This window comes from Ectopseudomonas khazarica, from assembly GCF_017915135.1.
Lineage (GTDB): Bacteria > Pseudomonadota > Gammaproteobacteria > Pseudomonadales > Pseudomonadaceae > Aquipseudomonas > Aquipseudomonas khazarica.
On record NZ_CP068551.1, the window covers coordinates 4,638,542 to 4,655,504 of the forward strand.

General features: G+C 65.4%; 14 protein-coding genes. 9 read left to right on the top strand and 5 right to left on the bottom strand.

Annotated elements, in window-relative coordinates; genetic code table 11:
- Positions 1-274: 274 nt before the first annotated feature.
- Entirely contained in the window at positions 275-904 is a 630-nt protein-coding gene (locus tag JLK41_RS21935; protein ID WP_047589111.1) for a response regulator, read from the bottom strand.
- Positions 901-3,306, bottom strand: coding sequence for a PAS domain-containing sensor histidine kinase (locus JLK41_RS21940; protein ID WP_210389799.1), 2,406 nt, complete (start codon positions 3,304-3,306; stop codon positions 901-903). Before JLK41_RS21940 ends, JLK41_RS21935 begins: the two co-directional genes overlap by 4 nt.
- 115 nt (positions 3,307-3,421) lie before the next feature.
- Here JLK41_RS21940 and JLK41_RS21945 point away from each other — a divergent pair, with 115 nt between their 5' ends.
- A complete protein-coding gene (locus JLK41_RS21945) occupies positions 3,422-4,405 on the top strand; it encodes an alpha/beta hydrolase family protein (protein WP_210389800.1) in 984 nt (327 codons plus the stop codon).
- Here the strand turns inward: JLK41_RS21945 and JLK41_RS21950 are convergent.
- From JLK41_RS21950 to JLK41_RS21960, 3 genes are read right to left on the bottom strand one after another with little or no spacing between them, the layout of a single operon-like run.
- Positions 4,402-5,160: a DnaJ domain-containing protein gene (locus tag JLK41_RS21950; protein ID WP_037055004.1), complete on the bottom strand. Its 759-nt coding sequence runs from the start codon at positions 5,158-5,160 to the stop codon at positions 4,402-4,404. The genes JLK41_RS21945 and JLK41_RS21950 overlap by 4 nt on opposite strands.
- A complete protein-coding gene (gene murU / locus JLK41_RS21955; protein ID WP_210389801.1) occupies positions 5,160-5,831 on the bottom strand; it encodes an N-acetylmuramate alpha-1-phosphate uridylyltransferase MurU in 672 nt (223 codons plus the stop codon). Before murU ends, JLK41_RS21950 begins: the two co-directional genes overlap by 1 nt.
- Complete coding sequence (locus JLK41_RS21960) at positions 5,828-6,853, bottom strand: aminoglycoside phosphotransferase family protein (RefSeq protein ID WP_210389802.1); 1,026 nt, start codon at positions 6,851-6,853, stop codon at positions 5,828-5,830. The genes murU and JLK41_RS21960 overlap by 4 nt, the downstream gene beginning before the upstream one ends.
- Before the next feature lie 124 nt (positions 6,854-6,977).
- Here JLK41_RS21960 and JLK41_RS21965 point away from each other — a divergent pair, with 124 nt between their 5' ends.
- From JLK41_RS21965 to JLK41_RS22000, 8 genes are all read left to right on the top strand, one after another.
- Positions 6,978-9,773 carry an LPS-assembly protein LptD gene (locus JLK41_RS21965; protein ID WP_210389803.1) on the top strand — a complete coding sequence of 932 codons (2,796 nt, stop codon included), beginning with the start codon at positions 6,978-6,980 and terminating at the stop codon, positions 9,771-9,773.
- Positions 9,754-11,046 carry a peptidylprolyl isomerase gene (locus tag JLK41_RS21970; RefSeq protein ID WP_210389804.1) on the top strand — a complete coding sequence of 431 codons (1,293 nt, stop codon included), beginning with the start codon at positions 9,754-9,756 and terminating at the stop codon, positions 11,044-11,046. Before JLK41_RS21965 ends, JLK41_RS21970 begins: the two co-directional genes overlap by 20 nt.
- 99 nt (positions 11,047-11,145) lie before the next feature.
- Complete coding sequence (pdxA, locus tag JLK41_RS21975; RefSeq protein ID WP_210389805.1) at positions 11,146-12,156, top strand: 4-hydroxythreonine-4-phosphate dehydrogenase PdxA; 1,011 nt, start codon at positions 11,146-11,148, stop codon at positions 12,154-12,156.
- A gap of 117 nt (positions 12,157-12,273) precedes the next feature.
- The gene (gene rsmA / locus JLK41_RS21980) at positions 12,274-13,083 is read left to right on the top strand and encodes a 16S rRNA (adenine(1518)-N(6)/adenine(1519)-N(6))-dimethyltransferase RsmA (RefSeq protein ID WP_152489734.1); all 810 of its coding nucleotides are present in this window, start codon (positions 12,274-12,276) and stop codon (positions 13,081-13,083) included.
- A gap of 29 nt (positions 13,084-13,112) precedes the next feature.
- Complete coding sequence (gene apaG, locus JLK41_RS21985) at positions 13,113-13,493, top strand: Co2+/Mg2+ efflux protein ApaG (RefSeq protein WP_037055019.1); 381 nt, start codon at positions 13,113-13,115, stop codon at positions 13,491-13,493.
- Positions 13,493-14,311 (top strand): symmetrical bis(5'-nucleosyl)-tetraphosphatase, encoded by an 819-nt coding sequence (locus JLK41_RS21990; protein WP_175254206.1) that lies wholly within the window; start codon positions 13,493-13,495, stop codon positions 14,309-14,311. Before apaG ends, JLK41_RS21990 begins: the two co-directional genes overlap by 1 nt.
- Before the next feature lie 41 nt (positions 14,312-14,352).
- Positions 14,353-14,682, top strand: a complete 330-nt coding sequence (gene glpE / locus JLK41_RS21995; RefSeq protein ID WP_037055022.1) for a thiosulfate sulfurtransferase GlpE — start codon at positions 14,353-14,355, stop codon at positions 14,680-14,682.
- Between the two features lie 284 nt (positions 14,683-14,966).
- Positions 14,967-16,889, top strand: a complete 1,923-nt coding sequence (locus JLK41_RS22000) for a PrkA family serine protein kinase (RefSeq protein ID WP_037055023.1) — start codon at positions 14,967-14,969, stop codon at positions 16,887-16,889.
- The last annotated feature ends 74 nt before the right edge of the window (positions 16,890-16,963 follow it).

Here is a 16,963-nt window from a genome sequence, read left to right on the forward strand (position 1 = left end):
GGGCGGCGAGAAAGGGCGAAAAATCGGGCGGGATGACAAGCTGATATCAGGCGCGGAGAGAATCTCGTGTAGGGATAGCCCTACAAATTCCGAGTGATTGCCTCGGCTATCGAAGACGCGCGTTGCTCCTGCATCCGCGAGCAGCAGTGCGTACCAACAGGTGATCCACAGGTAGGGTGGACAGCGCCTTTCATGTCCACCGATGCGAGCGCGTCGATCTCGAAACGGTGGATGAAAAGAGCGTCATCCACCCTGCTCCGGCACCGCTGATCGCTCAGACCAGGCGGTGCTCCATGGCATAGCGCACCAGGTCGGCCACCGAATGCGCGCCCAGCTTCTGCATCAGGCGCGCCTTGTGTGTGCTCACGGTCTTGTTGCTCACCGCCAGGTGCAGGGCGATGTCGTTGACGCCCTCGCCACGCACCAGGCGCTCGAACACCGAGAACTCGCGTTCGGACAGTTGCGCATGGGGCGGGCGCGAATCGGTCAGGCCGACCTCGAAGACCATGCGGTCGGCCAGCGCCGGGTCGATGTAGCGTCCACCCGAAGCCACCTTGCGGATGGCGGTGATCAGCAGTGCCGGGTCGCTGTCCTTGGTGGCGTAGCCGGCGGCGCCGGCCTTGAGGGCGCGGGCGGCCATCTGCGCTTCGTCATGCATCGACAGCACCAGGATGGCCGGGGACGCGCTGAGCGCGCGAATCCGCGGGATGGCCTCCAGGCCGTTGACGCCAGGCATGGAGATATCCAGCAGGACCACATCGCAGGGCGTGCGTCGCAGCACTTCGAGCAGCTGCTCACCGTTGCTCGCCTCCCCCGCTACCTCGAGGTCGCGGGCCATGCCGATCAGTTGCTTGATGCCTTCCCGTACGATGGTGTGGTCTTCGGCCACGAGTACCCGGATCACGCCGTGACCTCCTCATCCAAAGTTATGCGCGCATAAAGGGTAGTGCCCTCGCCGGGCCTGCTGTCAATCTGCAACTGCCCGCCGAGCATGAGCATGCGCTCCTGCATGCCGACCAGGCCGAAGGACTGTCCCGGCTTGCGCTGCGCCGGATCGAAGCCCTTGCCATCGTCGGCCACCGACAGGCACAAGCTGTCGTCCTCCTGCCACAGGTGCACCTCGACGCTGTGCGCGCCGGCATGACGCATCACGTTGGTCAGGGCCTCCTGCAGGATGCGGAACAGGCCGATGGCCTGGGCATCCGGCAGTTGCATGAGATGCTCCGGCACCTCGACCAGGCAGGGGATCTGCGTCCGCTCCTCGAAACGACGTACCTGCCATTCGATGGCCGAGGCGATTCCGGCGTCGAGAATCGGCGGACGCAACGCCGTGGCCACGTCGCGCACCAGCTGGAACAGCTGTGCGATCAGGCGCTTCATGCTGGCCAGGCGTTCGTCCAGCGCCGGTATCTGCCCGGCACAGGCCAGCTCGCACATCGCCGTTTCCAGCTTGAGCACGGTCAGCACCTGGCCCAGCTCGTCATGCACCTCGCGGGCGATGCGCGCCTTTTCCTCTTCGCGCACGCTCTCCAGATGCGCCGACAGTTCCCGCAGGCGTGCCCGCGAATCGGCCAGGGCCAGCTCCGCCAGCTTGTTCTCGGTGATGTCCCAGAGAATCCCGTCCCAGACCATGCGCCCGCCGCCCAAAGGCCGCGCGGTGGTGCGAATGTCGGCCCAGAGCACCTCGTCGTCGCGGGTCAGGATGCGCCCCTGCCAATACCAGTCGCTCTCGCCTTCCAGTGCCAGCGTCTGGCTGTTCAGGTAACTGGCCAGGTCCTGCGGATGCACCAGGCTGCGAATGCCACGCTCCTCACGCTGCAGTTCACGGGCCGGCCAGCCGACCATCTCCTGGCTGGCCTCGCTGATATAGGCGAAGTTGACCACCTGCCCCGGGGCCGCACGCTCCAGGCGGAACACCAGGCCCGGCACGTTGCCGGCGATGCCCTTGAAGCGCGCCTCGCTCTCCTCCAGGGCAGCCCGCGCGCGGCGGCGCTCGGTCACGTCGCTGAGGAAGACCACCAGGTACTCGGCCTGGCGATAGCGCAGAAAGCTCAACGACACATCCGCCGGCATGCGGCTGCCATCGGCGCGCAGGCAGTCGATCTCGAAACTCGACGATCCGTCTTCCTGCTCGCGTACGCGCTTCCACAGGCGCAGCCAGCGATCCATGTCGAGGCTCGGTTCCACCTGGCTCAGCGGCCTGTCCACCAACTCGCCGGGGCGATAGCCGAGCATGCGTTCGGCTGCGCCGTTGGCATAGCGCAAGTGGCTGTCCCAGTTGACCCAGAGGATGCCGACCGTGCTGTTGTCGATGGAGAACTGGCTCAGGCGCAGCGCCTCGGCGGCCTGCTGATGCGAGTCGAGCTGCGCCCGCGCGCCGAGCAGGCCGCGCTCCAGCAGGCGGGTCTGCTGGCGTTGCCGGTACAGCGCGGTCGCCACCAGGGTCAGCAGCAGAAAGAGGAACAGCGTGAGGGTCTTCCAGAAACCGACGAAATCCGTGGACTGCGGGTAGCGCAGCGGCAGCCAGGTGTCACGCAGCTCCTCCAGTTCGCGAGCCGGGAGCGCCTGCAGGGTACGGTCGACGATGTCCGACAGCAGCGGCTGGTCGCGGCGCGTGGCCAGACGCAACAGCTGCGGCAGCCCGATATCACCGACGATGCTCAGGTTGGTGAAGCGCGATTCGCGCAGTTGCAGGCTCAGGCTGGCCTCGTCGAGCACCGCGTAGCTGACTTCCTGGTTCAGCACCTGCAGCAGCGCGGCGCGTTCGCTGCTGGTGGGCTTCAGGCGCAGGTTGGTATAGGTACGCTCCAGGTATTCGGCCGCCTGGCTCGGCACGCGCACCGCCACGATCTGCTCCAGCGGCAGCTGATCGAGGTCCACCGAGCCACTGCCGCTGCGTTCGCCGACGACCAGGTGCGGCACCCGCAGATAGGGCATGGAGTAGTGCCAGATGCGCAGCCCCGCCGGGGTCTGCTGCAGTCCGGGAGCGAGGTCCACCTCACCTGCTGCGGCCGCCCGCTCCAGCGCAGGCAAATCCGGGTACAGGTGCCAGTCGGGCGTGACGCCCATGCCTTCGAGCAGGCGCTTCATCAGGTCGATGTTGGCGCCGACCAGTTGCCGGTTCTGCACACGCTGGACCCAGGGTGCCTGCTGGATCAGCCCCACCCGCAACACCGGATGCGCCTTCAGCCAGGCGCGCTGTTCGGCAGCGTAGGCCGGCCGCAACGGCAGGCGCGTCGCATCTGCCCAGGTGGTCGAGGCGCACAGCATCAGCAGCAGGCAGAGGGAGGAGAGAGCGGACTTCATGCGAGGGGACGATCCGATGACGCGATCCCCTACCTTACTCCAGTCTTGCAGCCGTCGCCTGACAAAAGCGGAGCCCGGCATTAGGCTCTGTAGCAGATCATCAGGAGCTCGAACGATGCGTCCCCTCTCTCTCTTTCTGCTCGGACTCTGCCTGTCTTGCAGCCCCGCGATCTGGGCACAGGAAACCACCGATGCAGCGGCAAGCGAAAATCCCGATGGCGCCGGGCCCGGCAACGAGCGCCCGGCCCTGCCGGAGCGCAGCGTCAGCGAAGCACTGGCCCTGGAACAACGCCTGGACAAGCGCGAGCAGCAGATGCTGCAGGCCGGCGACGAAAGCTTCCTGGCGCTGTGGCTCCCGGCCAACGTCGGAGAGCCCAGTGGCGTCGTGATCCTGGTGCCCGGTGACGTGGAAAACGCCGACGGCGCGGCCGCCGTCGGCCCGTTGCGGCGCAAGTTCCCCGATGCGGGCTGGCACAGCCTGAGCCTCACCCTGCCGGACCCGGATGGCGACCCCGTTCCCCTGCGCGATGAAGCCACAGAAACGACCCCACCGGCGGCAGACGGCACGGAAACGTCGCCGAGCACCGAGCCGGCCACTCCCGACAGCGTCCAGCCGGCAGAAGGTGCGGCAGCCCGCGAGATCAGCCCGGAGCAACGACGGCAGAAGCATGTCGAGCGCGTCATGGCGCGCATCGATGCCGCGATCGCCTTCGCCGAACAACGCCAGGCCAAGGAGATCGTGCTGCTCGGTCATGGCAGCGGGGCGTACTGGGCAGCGCGCTATCTCAACGAGCGCAAGCCGGCCAACGTGCACAACCTGCTGATGGTGGCAGCCGAGCTACCCGCCGGGTTCGCACCGCCACTGGATGAACTGGTGCCGGAGCTGCCCGTGGCCACCGGCGACTTCTACTACAAGGACCGGGCCAGCGAACGCAGCGCCGCCCTGAAACGCCTGCAGGCCAGCAAGCGCGCCAAGCTGCCCACCTATATACAGGTGGCGATGAAGGCCCTGCCGGGCAACCTGGCCGTGCAGGACGAACAGCTGTACCGCCGCCTGCGCGGCTGGCTGCAACTGCACATCCGTGCCAGCGGCGGCTAGCGCAGGTCCCGGCGCTGACGAATCAGCGCATAGGCCTGATGCAGCTGGCGCGTGGTCTCGGTCGCTTCGCGAATCCGCTCTGGCGAGGCGCCGGAACCGGCCAGTTTGTCCGGGTGATGGCGACTGAGCAGACGACGATAGGCGCGCTTGATCTGCTCGGGCTCGCTGCTCTCGCTGACCCCGAGCAGGCGCAGCGCCTCCTGGTAGCTGCCACCCGCCGGGGCCGGCTGCTGGCTGCGGCGCGGCGCATACTCCTCGCCCAGGCGCTCCAGGCGTGCACTGTCCCAGCCGAGCCACTTGCCCCACAGCAGGATCAGCTCGTGCTCGCTGGGCGACACCCGCCCGTCGACCCAGGCCATGCGCCAGCAGGCCCGCAACAGCGCATCGGCCCGCTCGCGCTGACGCTGCAGCGGCGTGCGCAGGTTGTCACGCCCGGTCTTGCCGCGCGCGAAGGACTCGATGGCGCGGCGCTGGCCCGCCTCGTCCAGGCCCAGGCGCTGCATTTCCGAACGGGCCTGCTGGATGTGGCTCTGCACCACCCGCCCGTCACTCTTGGCCAGGCGCCCGAGCATCAGAAACAACAGCTGGTCGTCGCCAGGCGTAGCCCGGCCAAGGCGCTCACGCAGGTTGTCCCACCCCTGCAGACGCAAACGCCGGTCCAGCACCTGACCAAGCAGGCCACCCAGCAATGCGCCGGGGATGCTGGCGAGGGCAAGCCCCGCTGCCGCACCAAGCAGAGTGGCCGGCCACAGCACTAGGGCGACTCCTGCAGCACGCGCTCGACGTCGGCCAGACGCTCATGCGTGCCGACATCGATCCAGCGCCCCGCATGTCGCTCGCCACTGACCAGCCCTCGCGCCATCGCCTGGCGCAGCAACGGTGCCAACTTGAACGCCCCCGGCTCACAGCCCTCGAACAGCTGTGGACTGAGCACCGCCAGCCCACTGTAGGTGAGACGTTCGCCAGCCCCCTGGCCGTCGGAGACCTGTCCGTCAGCCAGGAGGAAGTCGCCCTGCAGGTGGTGTTCGGGATTGTCCACCAGCACCAGATGAGCCAGCCCGGCCAGCGGCTTGCGCAACTGGGCGAAGGCGTAGTCGGTGAAGATATCGCCATTAACCACCAAGAACGGCTCATCCCCCAGCAAGGGCAAGGCCTTGAAGATACCGCCGCCGGTCTCCAGCGGCTCGCCTTCCGGCGAATAGCGGATGCTCACGCCAAAGCGCGAGCCGTCGCCGAGATGGTCCTCGATCTGCTGGCCGAGCCAGGCGTGGTTGATCACCAGCTCGCCGAAACCGGCAGCCGCCAGCGCACGCAGGTGATACTCGATCAACGGCACGCCGGCCGCACGCACCAGCGGCTTCGGCGTGTGCAGCGTCAACGGGCGCAGTCGCTCGCCCTTGCCTGCGGCCAGAATCATCGCCTTCATGCGCCCACGGCCTCCACCGACTCCAGGCTGGCGAACAGCTCGCCGAGTTCGGCCAGCTCCGGCCGGCGTGCCAGCACCGCCTGGATATAAGCGAAGAAGCGCGGCACATCGGCGAGGTACTTGGGTTTGCCGTCGCGGTGGCAGATGCGCGCGAAGATACCGATGACCTTGAGGTGACGCTGCACCCCCATCAGGTCACTGGCACGCAGGAAATCCTCCAGCGACGCCTGCACCGGAATGCCGGCCGCCCGCGCCCGCTCCCAGTAGCCCTCCAGCCAGCCCTGCACACGCGCCTCAGGCCAACTGAGGAAGGCATCCTTGAACAGGCAGGTGATGTCGTAGGTCACCGGACCGTAGACCGCATCCTGAAAATCCAGGACCCCAGGGTTGGGACTGCTCTGCATCAGGTTGCGCGGCATGAAGTCGCGGTGCACCAGCACCTTGGGCTGCGCCAGGGCACTGTCGATCAGGCAGCGGCTGATGCGCTGCCAGGCAGCCTCCTGCTCGGCCGTGAACTCACGCCCCAACTGCCGCTGCACGTACCACTCGGGAAACAGCTGCAGTTCCCGGCGCAACAAGACCTCGTCGTAATGCGGCAGGTCCTGGTCGAGCGGCAGGCGCTGCTGCAGCAGCAGCGCCTCGATGGCATCGTCGAACAGCGCATCGGCGTTGTCCGGATCGATCACATCCAGATAGGTCTGCCGCCCCAGATCATCGAGAACCAGAAAGCCCTGCTCGATATCGGCCGCCAGTACCTGCGGCACATGGACGCCGGCGCTGGCCAGCAATCCGGCGATACGCACGAAGGGCGTGCAGTTCTCCTGAGGGGGCGGCGCATCCATCAGGATCAGGCTGCGCTCGCCCGCTTGCCAGCGGAAGTAACGCCGGAAGCTGGCGTCGCTGCTGGCGGGGCTCAGTTCGGCGGGCGGTACCGCTCCCCAGCCGCGCTCGGCGAACAGCTTTGGCAGTTGCCCGGCGAGCCAGGCGTGCAGTTGTTGCAGACGTACATCGTGTTCAGACATCAAGGGGTCTCCGACGGCGCTAGCCGTTGCGCGGGTCATGCTTTATTATCCAGCATCTTTTTCAGCCCATCGAGAGGCGTGCGGCCCCCGGGCCGATAGCGCGCAGGAAGCCCGGACTAACAAGATGGCAGTAAAACACCCCGCGTTCCGCAAGAAATTTCCACTGCTGGTTACCGGCAGCTTTCTGGCCCTACAGCCCGTGTTCAGCCTACAGTCCTTTGCCGCCGAGCAATACGATTGCCAGGTGTCGCCCACGGGCGGCTGGGCTTGTGCGCCGAAGACAGCCGCCAGTGCCCTGCCACCTCGCCCGCAGCACAGCCGCAACGCGGTCAGCGCGACTGCCGGCACGACCGCAGGTACGACCAGCGAGGCCGTCGCCAAGCAGGACGCCGCCGCGGTGCTGGTCACCGAAAGCGCGGGCCGTGCACTTGCCTCGCGCAGTGCCGACTACAGCCACCTGGACTGGGTCCCGCGTGACAAGTTGACCGCCGCGCAGCTGGCCGAAACCGGTCCGTACTGCGCAGGCGCCTATGTCGAGCCCTTGCGTCCAGGCATGGATGACACCACGCCGCTGAGAGAGGCGCCGATGTACGTGTCGGCCAAGGCTTCGCGTTTCGAGCAGGAAAAGCAGATCGCCACCCTCGCTGGCGACGTGGTGTTGCGTCAGTCCGGCCTGCAGGTCGAAGCCGACGAGGCCAGCCTGCACCAGACGGAAAATCGCGGCGAACTGGTCGGCAACGTACGCCTGCGCGACAAGGGTACGCTGGTCGTCGGCGACCGCGCCGAGCTGCAGCTCGATAACGGCGAAGCCAAGATCGACAACGCCGAGTACGTCATGCACCAGGCCCGCGTACGCGGCAGCGCGCTCTACGCCAAACGCGAAGAAACCGCGATCATCCGCCTCAAGGACGGCACTTACACCCGCTGCGAGCCGGGTGACAATGCCTGGCACCTGAAAGGCAACAACGTCACCCTGAACCCGGCGACCGGCTTCGGCACCGCGACCAACGTGACGCTGCGGGTCAAGGACATTCCGGTGTTCTACACGCCGTACATCTACTTCCCGATCGACGACCGTCGCCAGTCCGGCTTCCTGCCGCCCAGCTTCGGCACCTCGAGCGACAATGGTTTCTCGCTGCAGACACCCTATTATTTCAACCTCGCGCCGAACTACGACGCCACCCTCTACCCCACCTACATGGCCAAGCGTGGCCTGTTGATGGAAGGCGAGTTCCGCTATCTGACGGAAAGCAGCGAGGGTCAGGTCGGCGGCGCCTGGCTGAACGACAGCGAAGACGAGCGCAAGCTGCAGTCCGAGTACGAAGACCAGCGCTGGATGTACAGCTGGCAGCACAAGCAGGGCCTGAATTCGCGCTTGCTGGCTGAAGTCGACTACACCGATATCAGCGACCCCTACTACTTCCAGGACCTGGATACCGACCTGGGTATCGACAAGCAGACCTACGTCAATCAGCGCGGCACGCTGAGCTATCGTGGCGACAGCTACACCGCGCGCCTGAACCTGCATGCCTACGAGCTGGCCAACATCACTGACGTGACGCCGTATGATCGCCTGCCGCAGATCACCCTGGACGGCAAACTGCCCTTCAATCCGGGTGGCCTGGATTTCACCTATGGCGCCGAATACGTGCGCTTTGATCGCAATCTGCGCTCTGGCACCTTCATCAACAAGGACGGCGTTGCTGAACAAAGCTGGTATGACACCCGCATCCAGGGCCTCGAACGCGCTACCGGTGAGCGCCTGCATCTGGAGCCGGGCGTCAGCTTGCCGTTGAACTGGTCCTGGGGCTTCCTCAAGCCGCAGGTCAAGTACTTCCAGACCAACTACGACATCAGCCTGGATCAGCAGGGTAAGAATACGTTGCTGGCCGAGCAGGAATACAAGGGCACACAAAGCCGCGGTGTCGGTCTGTTCAGCGTAGACAGTGGCCTGTACTTCGACCGCAACACCCAGCTGTTCGGCAAGGACTTCCGTCAGACCCTCGAACCGCGTGCGTTCTACCTCTACGTACCGGAAGAAGACCAGACCGACATCCCGACCTTCGACACCGGCGAACCGACCTTCAGCTACGCCTCGCTGTGGCGCGAAAACCGCTTCAGCGGCAAGGATCGCATCGGTGACGAGAACAAGCTGTCGCTGGGCCTGACCAGTAGCTGGATCGAGCCGAACGGCTTCGAGCGCCAGCGCGTCAGCATCGGCCAGGCCTTCTACTTCGAAGACCGCAAGGTACAGCTGGCCGGTATCGATTACCGCGCCCGCGCCGAGTCGAGCGCCGACGTGTCGCCGTACGCCCTGGAGTACCTGTATCGCTTCAACCGCGACTGGCGCTTTTCCTCGACCTTCAACTGGGACCCGGACCAGCACGCTACCCGCTCGGGCAGCGCGATGTTCCACTACCAGCCGGAAGCCAACCCGAACAAGGTGGTCAACTTCGGCTACCGCTATCGTAACGACACCGTGCGCTACGACCGTGACAGCGGCACCTGGACCACCAACCCGGACTACGGCAACCCGACCCTTGCCGATGGCACGCCGAACCCGAACTACATCAAGGACTACTACAAGATCGACCAGCATGACTTCTCCGTCATCTGGCCGCTGGCTCCGCAGTGGAGCCTGATCTCGCGCTGGCAGTACGACTACGGCCGCAACCGCACCCTCGAAGCCTTCGGTGGTTTCGAGTACGACAGTTGCTGCTGGAAGCTGCGCCTGATCAACCGCTACTGGATCGACTACGACGAAGTCAGCCTCGACCCCTCGCGCAACGACGAGGCGGACCGCGGCATCTTCCTGCAGATCGTCCTCAAGGGCCTCGGCGGTGTCGTAGGCAACAAGGTGGAATCTTTCCTCGACCAAGGCATTCAAGGTTACCGTGAACGTGAAGACCAAGCTTTCTGATTGCCTGCGCCCCCTGCTGTTGGGCGCAGCACTGCTGGCGGCAACGGCTCAGGCCCAGGTTCGCCCGCTGGATCGCGTCGTGGCCATCGTCGACAACGACGTGGTCATGCAGAGCCAGCTCGACGCGCGTCTGCACGAAGTCCAGCAGACCATCGACAAGCGTGGCGGCACCCTGCCGCCCGAGCACGTGCTCAGCCAGCAGGTGCTCGAGCGCCTGATCATCGAGAACATTCAGCTGCAGATCGGCGAACGCTCCGGCATTCGCATCACCGACGAGGAGCTGAACCAGGCCATGGGCACCATCGCCCAGCGCAACGGCATGTCCCTGGAGCAGTTCCGCCAGGCACTGGCGCGTGACGGCCTGTCCTACGACGACGCCCGTGACCAGGTGCGCCGCGAGATGATCATCAGCCGTGTACGCCAGCGTCGCGTCGCCGAGCGCATCCAGGTCACCGACCAGGAAGTGCAGAACTTCCTCGCCTCCGACCTGGGCAAGATGCAGCTGTCGGAAGAATTCCGCCTGGCCAACATCCTCATTCCGGTATCCGAAGGCGCATCGTCCAGCGAGATCCAGGCTGCCGACCGCCAGGCGCAGGAGCTGTATCAGCAACTGCAACAGGGTGCGGACTTCGCCCAGCTGGCCGTGGCTCGCTCGGCCAGCGAGAACGCCCTGGAAGGCGGCGAGATGGGCTGGCGCAAGGCCGGCCAGCTGCCACCGCCGTTCGACAGCATGGTCAGCGCCCTCAGCCCGGGCGAAGTGACCGAGCCGGTACGTACGCCCGGCGGCTTCATCATTCTCAAGCTGACCGAAAAGCGTGGCGGTGACACCCAGGTACGTGACGAAGTACATGTGCGCCACATCCTGATCAAGCCGAGCGAAATCCGTAGCGAAGCCGAGACCCGTCGCCTGGTCGAGCGCCTCTATCAGCGCATCCTCGCAGGGGAAGACTTCGCCGACCTGGCGAAGAACTTCTCGGAAGATCCGGGTTCCGCCCTCAACGGTGGCGATCTCAACTGGATCGACCCGAACGCGCTGGTGCCCGAGTTCCGCAAGGTCATGAATGACACGCCGAGCGGCGAACTGTCCAAGCCGTTCAAGAGCCCCTACGGCTGGCACGTGCTGCAGGTGCTGGGCCGTCGCGCTACCGACACCAGCGAGCAGTTCCGTGAGCAACAGGCCGCCAACCTGCTGCGCAACCGCAAGTACGACGAAGAGCTGCAGGCCTGGCTGCGCCAGATCCGCGACGAAGCCTACGTCGAGACCAAGCTGTAACAGCGACGCTGTCTGAACGAGCCCGGCCCTGTGCCGGGCTTTTTCGTTATCGGCCCGGCGGCGTACACTGACGCCCCGTCGCCCGCACAGAGATCCGCCATGACGCTCCCCCGCTTTGCCCTCACCCCAGGTGAGCCAGCCGGCATCGGCCCCGACCTCTGCCTGCTGCTGGCACGCGAGGCGCAACCGGCGCCACTGGTGGCGATCGCCAGCCGTGAACTGCTGGCCGAGCGCGCCAGGCAGCTGGGCCTGTCCATCGAGCTGCTGGCGGTCGAGCCGCAGCGATGGCCGGACGCTCCCGCAGCGGCGGGCAGCCTGTATGTCTGGGACACGCCCCTGGCCGTCGCCGCAGAACCGGGCAAGCTGGCACCTGCCAACGCCAGCTATGTCCTGCAGACCCTCACCCGCGCAGCCCAGGGCTGCCTGGATGGCACCTTCGCCGGGATGATCACGGCCCCCGTGCACAAGGGCGTGATCAACGAGGCGGGCATCGCCTTCTCCGGCCACACCGAGTTTCTCGCCGACCTCACCCAGACCTCGCAGGTGGTGATGATGCTGGCGACCCACGGCCTGCGCGTGGCCCTGGTCACCACCCACCTGCCGCTCAAGGATGTCGCGGCCGCGATCACCGCGGAGCGCCTGGAGCGTGTCACCCGCATCCTGCACGCCGACCTGTGCAGCAAGTTCGGCATCGCCGCGCCGCGCATCCTGGTCTGCGGGCTCAATCCGCACGCCGGCGAAGGCGGCCACCTGGGCCGCGAGGAGATCGACATCATCGAGCCGACGCTGCAGCGCCTGCGTGCCGAGGGCATGAACCTCATCGGCCCGTTGCCAGCCGACACCCTGTTTACCCCCAAGTACCTGGACCAGGCCGACGCGGTGCTGGCCATGTATCACGATCAGGGCCTGCCGGTGCTCAAGTTCAAGGGCTTCGGCGCCGCGCTGAACGTCACCCTGGGGCTGCCGATCATCCGCACCTCGGTGGACCATGGCACCGCGCTCGACCTGGCCGGCACTGGCAAGGTGGACATCGGCAGCCTGCAGGTCGCCCTGCAAACTGCCTACCAGATGGCAGCAGCCAGGGGCGGCAAGCCACAAGCTGCAAGTTGAAGGCTCAAGCCGTCCGCATGGATGCCGGGGGCGGCCCCAGCTGATAAGCTTCTCCTCTTTACCTTTTCGCTTTACGCTCTTGCTTGACGCTTGCAGCTTGAAGCCTGGAGCTGCTCCATGTCCGAATACCAACACCGCGCGCGCAAGCGCTTCGGCCAGAACTTCCTGCATGATGCCGGCGTGATCGACCGTATCCTGCGCGCCATCCGCGCCAAGGAAGGCGAGCGCCTGCTGGAGATCGGCCCGGGCCAGGGCGCCCTGACCGAAGGCCTGCTGGGCAGCGGCGCGCAACTCGATGTGATCGAGCTGGACCTCGACCTGATTCCCATCCTGCAGAACAAGTTCGGCGACAACCCGCGCTTTCGCCTGAATCAGGGCGATGCGCTGAAGTTCGACTTTTCCCGCCTCGAGGCCGCGCCGCACAGCCTGCGCGTGGTCGGCAACCTGCCCTACAACATCTCCACGCCGCTGATTTTCCACCTGCTGGACAACGCGCCACTGATTCGCGACATGCACTTCATGCTGCAGAAGGAAGTGGTCGAGCGCATGGCCGCCGGTCCTGGCGGCGGTGACTGGGGCCGCCTGTCGATCATGGTGCAGTACCACTGCCGCGTGGAGCATCTGTTCAACGTCGGCCCCGGCGCCTTCAATCCGCCGCCGAAGGTCGACTCGGCCATCGTGCGCCTGGTCCCGCATGAGACCTTGCCGCACCCGGCCAAGGACCATCGCCTGCTGGAGCGCGTCGTCCGCGAGGCCTTCAACCAGCGCCGCAAGACCCTGCGCAACACGCTCAAGCAGCTGCTGCCGGCCGAGGCCATCGAGGCCGCCGGGGTGGACGGCAGCCTGCGCCCCGAACAGCTGGACCTGGCCGCCTTCGTCCGCCTGGCCGACCAGCTGGCCCTGCAGCCCGGCGCGGCTCAGGACTAAACTGCAATCACGCTCAACGGGTTTCCTGCATGTCCGACCCTCGTTATCAGATCGACGTCAGCGTCACCACTCGCTACCTGCCCGCGCAATCGCAGCCGGAGCAGAGCCGGTACGCGTTCTCCTACAAGGTGACCATCGTCAATAACGGCGAGTTGCCGGCGCAGCTGCTGTCGCGCCACTGGATCATCACCGACGGCGACGGCCGCGTGCAGGAAGTGCGCGGCGCCGGCGTCATCGGCCAGCAGCCGCACATCGCGCCGGGCGCCAGCCACACCTACAGCAGTGGCACGGTCATGGCCACGCAGGTGGGTACCATGCAGGGCAGCTACCAGATGCTCGCCGAGGACGGCAAACGCTTCGACGCCATCATCGCCCCCTTCCGCCTGGCAATGCCGGGAGCCCTGCACTGATGGCCGTGTATGCCGTGGGTGATCTGCAGGGCTGCCTGAAACCGCTGCAATGCCTGCTCGAACGAGTCGCCTTCGACCCGACCAGGGACCGCCTCTGGCTGGTCGGCGACCTGGTCAACCGTGGCCCGCAGTCGCTGGAGACCCTGCGTTTCCTCTATAGCATCCGCCAGGCCGTGACCTGCGTCCTAGGCAACCATGACCTGCACCTGCTGGCCGTGGCGCACAATATCGAGCGCCTGAAGAAGGGCGACACCCTGCGCGAGATCCTCGACGCCCCGGACCGCGCCGACCTGCTCGACTGGCTGCGCCTGCAGAAACTGGTACACCACGACGCCGAACGCCAGGTCACCCTGGTGCATGCCGGCATTCCGCCGCAATGGACCCTGAGCAAGGCCCTGCGCCGCGCGGCCGAGGTCGAGGAAGTCCTGCGCGATGACGCGCGCCTGCCGCTGTTTCTCGACGGCATGTACGGCAACGAGCCGGCAAAGTGGAACCGGGAGCTGAGTGGCGTGACGCGCCTGCGGGTGATCACCAACTACTTCACCCGCATGCGCTTCTGCACCGCCGACGGCACCCTGGACCTGAAGACCAAGGAAGGCATCGGCAATGCGCCCCCCGGCTTCGCCCCCTGGTTCAGCCATCCACAGCGCAAGATGCGCGGCGAGAAGATCATCTTCGGCCACTGGGCCGCACTGGAAGGCAACTGCCGGGAACCCGGCCTGCATGCCCTCGACACCGGCTGCGTCTGGGGCGGTGCGATGACCCTGCTCGACGTCGACAGCGGCGAACTCCATCGCTGCACCTGCCCCAAGGCATGAGCGCCAGCAGCGCTCCCACGAATCACGCAAAGGCCCCGAACATGAGCGAATTCAAGCGAATCTCCCCGCAACAGGCACAAGAACTGCGCGCCCAGGGCGCCGTGGTGGTCGACATCCGCGACCCGCACAGCTTCGCCAACGGCCACATCAGCGGCTCGCGTCACCTGGACAACCACTCGCTGCATGACTTCATCACCCATGCAGACCTGGATGCACCGCTGATCGTCTCCTGCTACCACGGCAACTCCAGCCAGGGCGCCGCCGCCTATCTGGTCGGCCAGGGCTTCTCCGACGTCTACAGCCTCGACGGTGGTTTCGAGCTGTGGCGCGCCACCTACCCGGACGAAACCGCGCAAAGCGTCGAAGAATAAATTTCGCCCAGCGGCAAGCCCCGCCCGCTCTGGCCTGCCGCCACTTCCCGAGGCACGGTAACATTCAGTTATCGTTGTCCCGCCCTTGACCATTCGCAGAACGAACTATCCTGTTACTCAGGCCATCCCACTGAAGGTAGAGCCGGTCAACCGGCATCGGGCCATCGGTAACGACTTTTAGGTTTTGGGGGATTCTTCCCGACTTGTCTCTGAGCCGGGGTTACCCAGCACCTGTACGCACGACCGATCCCGAGCCAGCTTTCAGCATCGAGCGAGGTGAAGTCATGAGTATTTTCAGTCACTTCCAACAGCGTTTCGAGGCGACCCGCCAGGAGGAGTACTCGCTGCAGGAGTACCTCGAACTGTGCAAGCAGGATCGCAGCGCCTACGCCACTGCGGCCGAGCGCCTGCTGATGGCCATCGGCGAACCCGAGCTGCTCGACACCTCGAGCAACTCGCGACTGTCCAGAATCTTTTCCAACAAGGTCATCCGTCGTTACCCGGCCTTCGCCGACTTCCACGGCATGGAAGAGTGCATCGACCAGATCGTCTCCTACTTCCGCCATGCGGCGCAGGGCCTGGAAGAGAAGAAACAGATCCTCTATCTGCTGGGCCCGGTGGGCGGCGGCAAGTCGTCGCTGGCCGAAAAGCTCAAGCAACTGATGGAGAAGGTGCCCTTCTACGCCATCAAAGGCTCACCGGTATTCGAATCGCCCCTGGGGCTGTTCAATGCCACCGAGGACGGCGCGATCCTCGAGGAGGACTACGGCATCCCGCACCGCTACCTCAGCTCGATCATGTCGCCCTGGGCGACCAAGCGCCTGCAGGAATTCGGCGGCGACATCAGCCAGTTCCGCGTGGTCAAGCTCTACCCGTCGATCCTCAACCAGATCGCCGTGGCCAAGACCGAGCCGGGCGACGAGAACAACCAGGACATCTCCGCGCTGGTCGGCAAGGTGGACATCCGCAAGCTGGAGGACTTCCCGCAGAACGACGCCGACGCCTACAGCTACTCGGGCGCGCTGTGCCGGGCCAACCAGGGCCTGATGGAGTTCGTCGAGATGTTCAAGGCACCGATCAAGGTGCTGCACCCGCTGCTCACCGCCACCCAGGAGGGCAACTACAACAGCACCGAGGGCCTCGGCGCCATTCCCTACAGCGGCATCCTGCTGGCCCACTCCAACGAGTCCGAGTGGCACAGCTTCCGCAACAACAAGAACAACGAGGCCTTCATCGACCGCATCTATATCGTCAAGGTGCCGTACTGCCTGCGCGTCAGCGATGAGGTGCGCATCTACGACAAACTGCTGATCAACAGCTCGCTGGCCAAGGCCCATTGCGCGCCGGACACCCTGAAGATGCTGGCCCAGTTCTCCGTGCTCAGCCGCCTGAAGGAGCCGGAAAACTCCAACATCTACTCGAAGATGCGCGTCTACGACGGCGAGAACCTCAAGGACACCGACCCGAAAGCCAAGTCGATCCAGGAATACCGCGACGCCGCCGGCGTCGACGAGGGCATGAACGGCCTGTCGACGCGCTTCGCCTTCAAGATTCTCTCCAAGGTGTTCAACTTCGACCCGCACGAGGTGGCCGCCAACCCGGTGCACCTGCTCTACGTGCTGGAGCAGCAGATCGAGCAGGAACAGTTCCCGGCCGAAGTGCGCGAGCGCTACCTGCGCTACATCAAGGAGTACCTGGCGCCGCGCTATATCGAGTTCATCGGCAAGGAGATCCAGACCGCCTACCTGGAGTCCTACAGCGAGTACGGGCAGAACATCTTCGACCGTTACGTGCTGTACGCCGACTTCTGGATTCAGGACCAGGAGTACCGCGATCCGGAAACCGGCGAAATCCTCAATCGCGTGGCCCTCAACGAGGAGCTGGAGAAAATCGAGAAGCCGGCGGGCATCAGCAATCCGAAGGATTTCCGCAACGAGATCGTCAACTTCGTGCTGCGCGCCCGCGCCAACAACAACGGAAAGAACCCCACCTGGCTCAGCTACGAGAAGCTGCGTGTGGTCATCGAGAAGAAGATGTTCTCCAACACCGAGGACCTGCTCCCGGTCATCAGCTTCAACGCCAAGGGCAGCAAGGAGGAACAGCAGAAGCACAACGACTTCGTCAAACGCATGGTCGAGCGTGGCTACACCGAGAAGCAGGTGCGCCTGCTGTCGGAGTGGTACCTGCGGGTTCGCAAATCGCAATAACGGCAGCGGCAAGCGCCAGGCTTCGAGCTGGCGGAACGAACGCAAGCGCTGGTCGCCCGGCGCTTGCTTGCAGC

What these genes read in the sequence shown, in the direction of transcription:
- JLK41_RS21940 (WP_210389799.1), bottom strand. Translation starts at nt 3,306, where the DNA reads ATGAAGTCCGCTCTCTCCTCCCTCTGCCTGCTGCTGATGCTGTGCGCC.
- JLK41_RS21945 (WP_210389800.1), top strand. Translation starts at nt 3,422, where the DNA reads ATGCGTCCCCTCTCTCTCTTTCTGCTCGGACTCTGCCTGTCTTGCAGC.
- murU (WP_210389801.1), bottom strand. Translation starts at nt 5,831, where the DNA reads ATGAAGGCGATGATTCTGGCCGCAGGCAAGGGCGAGCGACTGCGCCCG.
- JLK41_RS21960 (WP_210389802.1), bottom strand. Translation starts at nt 6,853, where the DNA reads ATGTCTGAACACGATGTACGTCTGCAACAACTGCACGCCTGGCTCGCC.
- JLK41_RS21965 (WP_210389803.1), top strand. Translation starts at nt 6,978, where the DNA reads ATGGCAGTAAAACACCCCGCGTTCCGCAAGAAATTTCCACTGCTGGTT.
- pdxA (WP_210389805.1), top strand. Translation starts at nt 11,146, where the DNA reads ATGACGCTCCCCCGCTTTGCCCTCACCCCAGGTGAGCCAGCCGGCATC.
- rsmA (WP_152489734.1), top strand. Translation starts at nt 12,274, where the DNA reads ATGTCCGAATACCAACACCGCGCGCGCAAGCGCTTCGGCCAGAACTTC.
- apaG (WP_037055019.1), top strand. Translation starts at nt 13,113, where the DNA reads ATGTCCGACCCTCGTTATCAGATCGACGTCAGCGTCACCACTCGCTAC.
- JLK41_RS21990 (WP_175254206.1), top strand. Translation starts at nt 13,493, where the DNA reads ATGGCCGTGTATGCCGTGGGTGATCTGCAGGGCTGCCTGAAACCGCTG.
- glpE (WP_037055022.1), top strand. Translation starts at nt 14,353, where the DNA reads ATGAGCGAATTCAAGCGAATCTCCCCGCAACAGGCACAAGAACTGCGC.
- JLK41_RS22000 (WP_037055023.1), top strand. Translation starts at nt 14,967, where the DNA reads ATGAGTATTTTCAGTCACTTCCAACAGCGTTTCGAGGCGACCCGCCAG.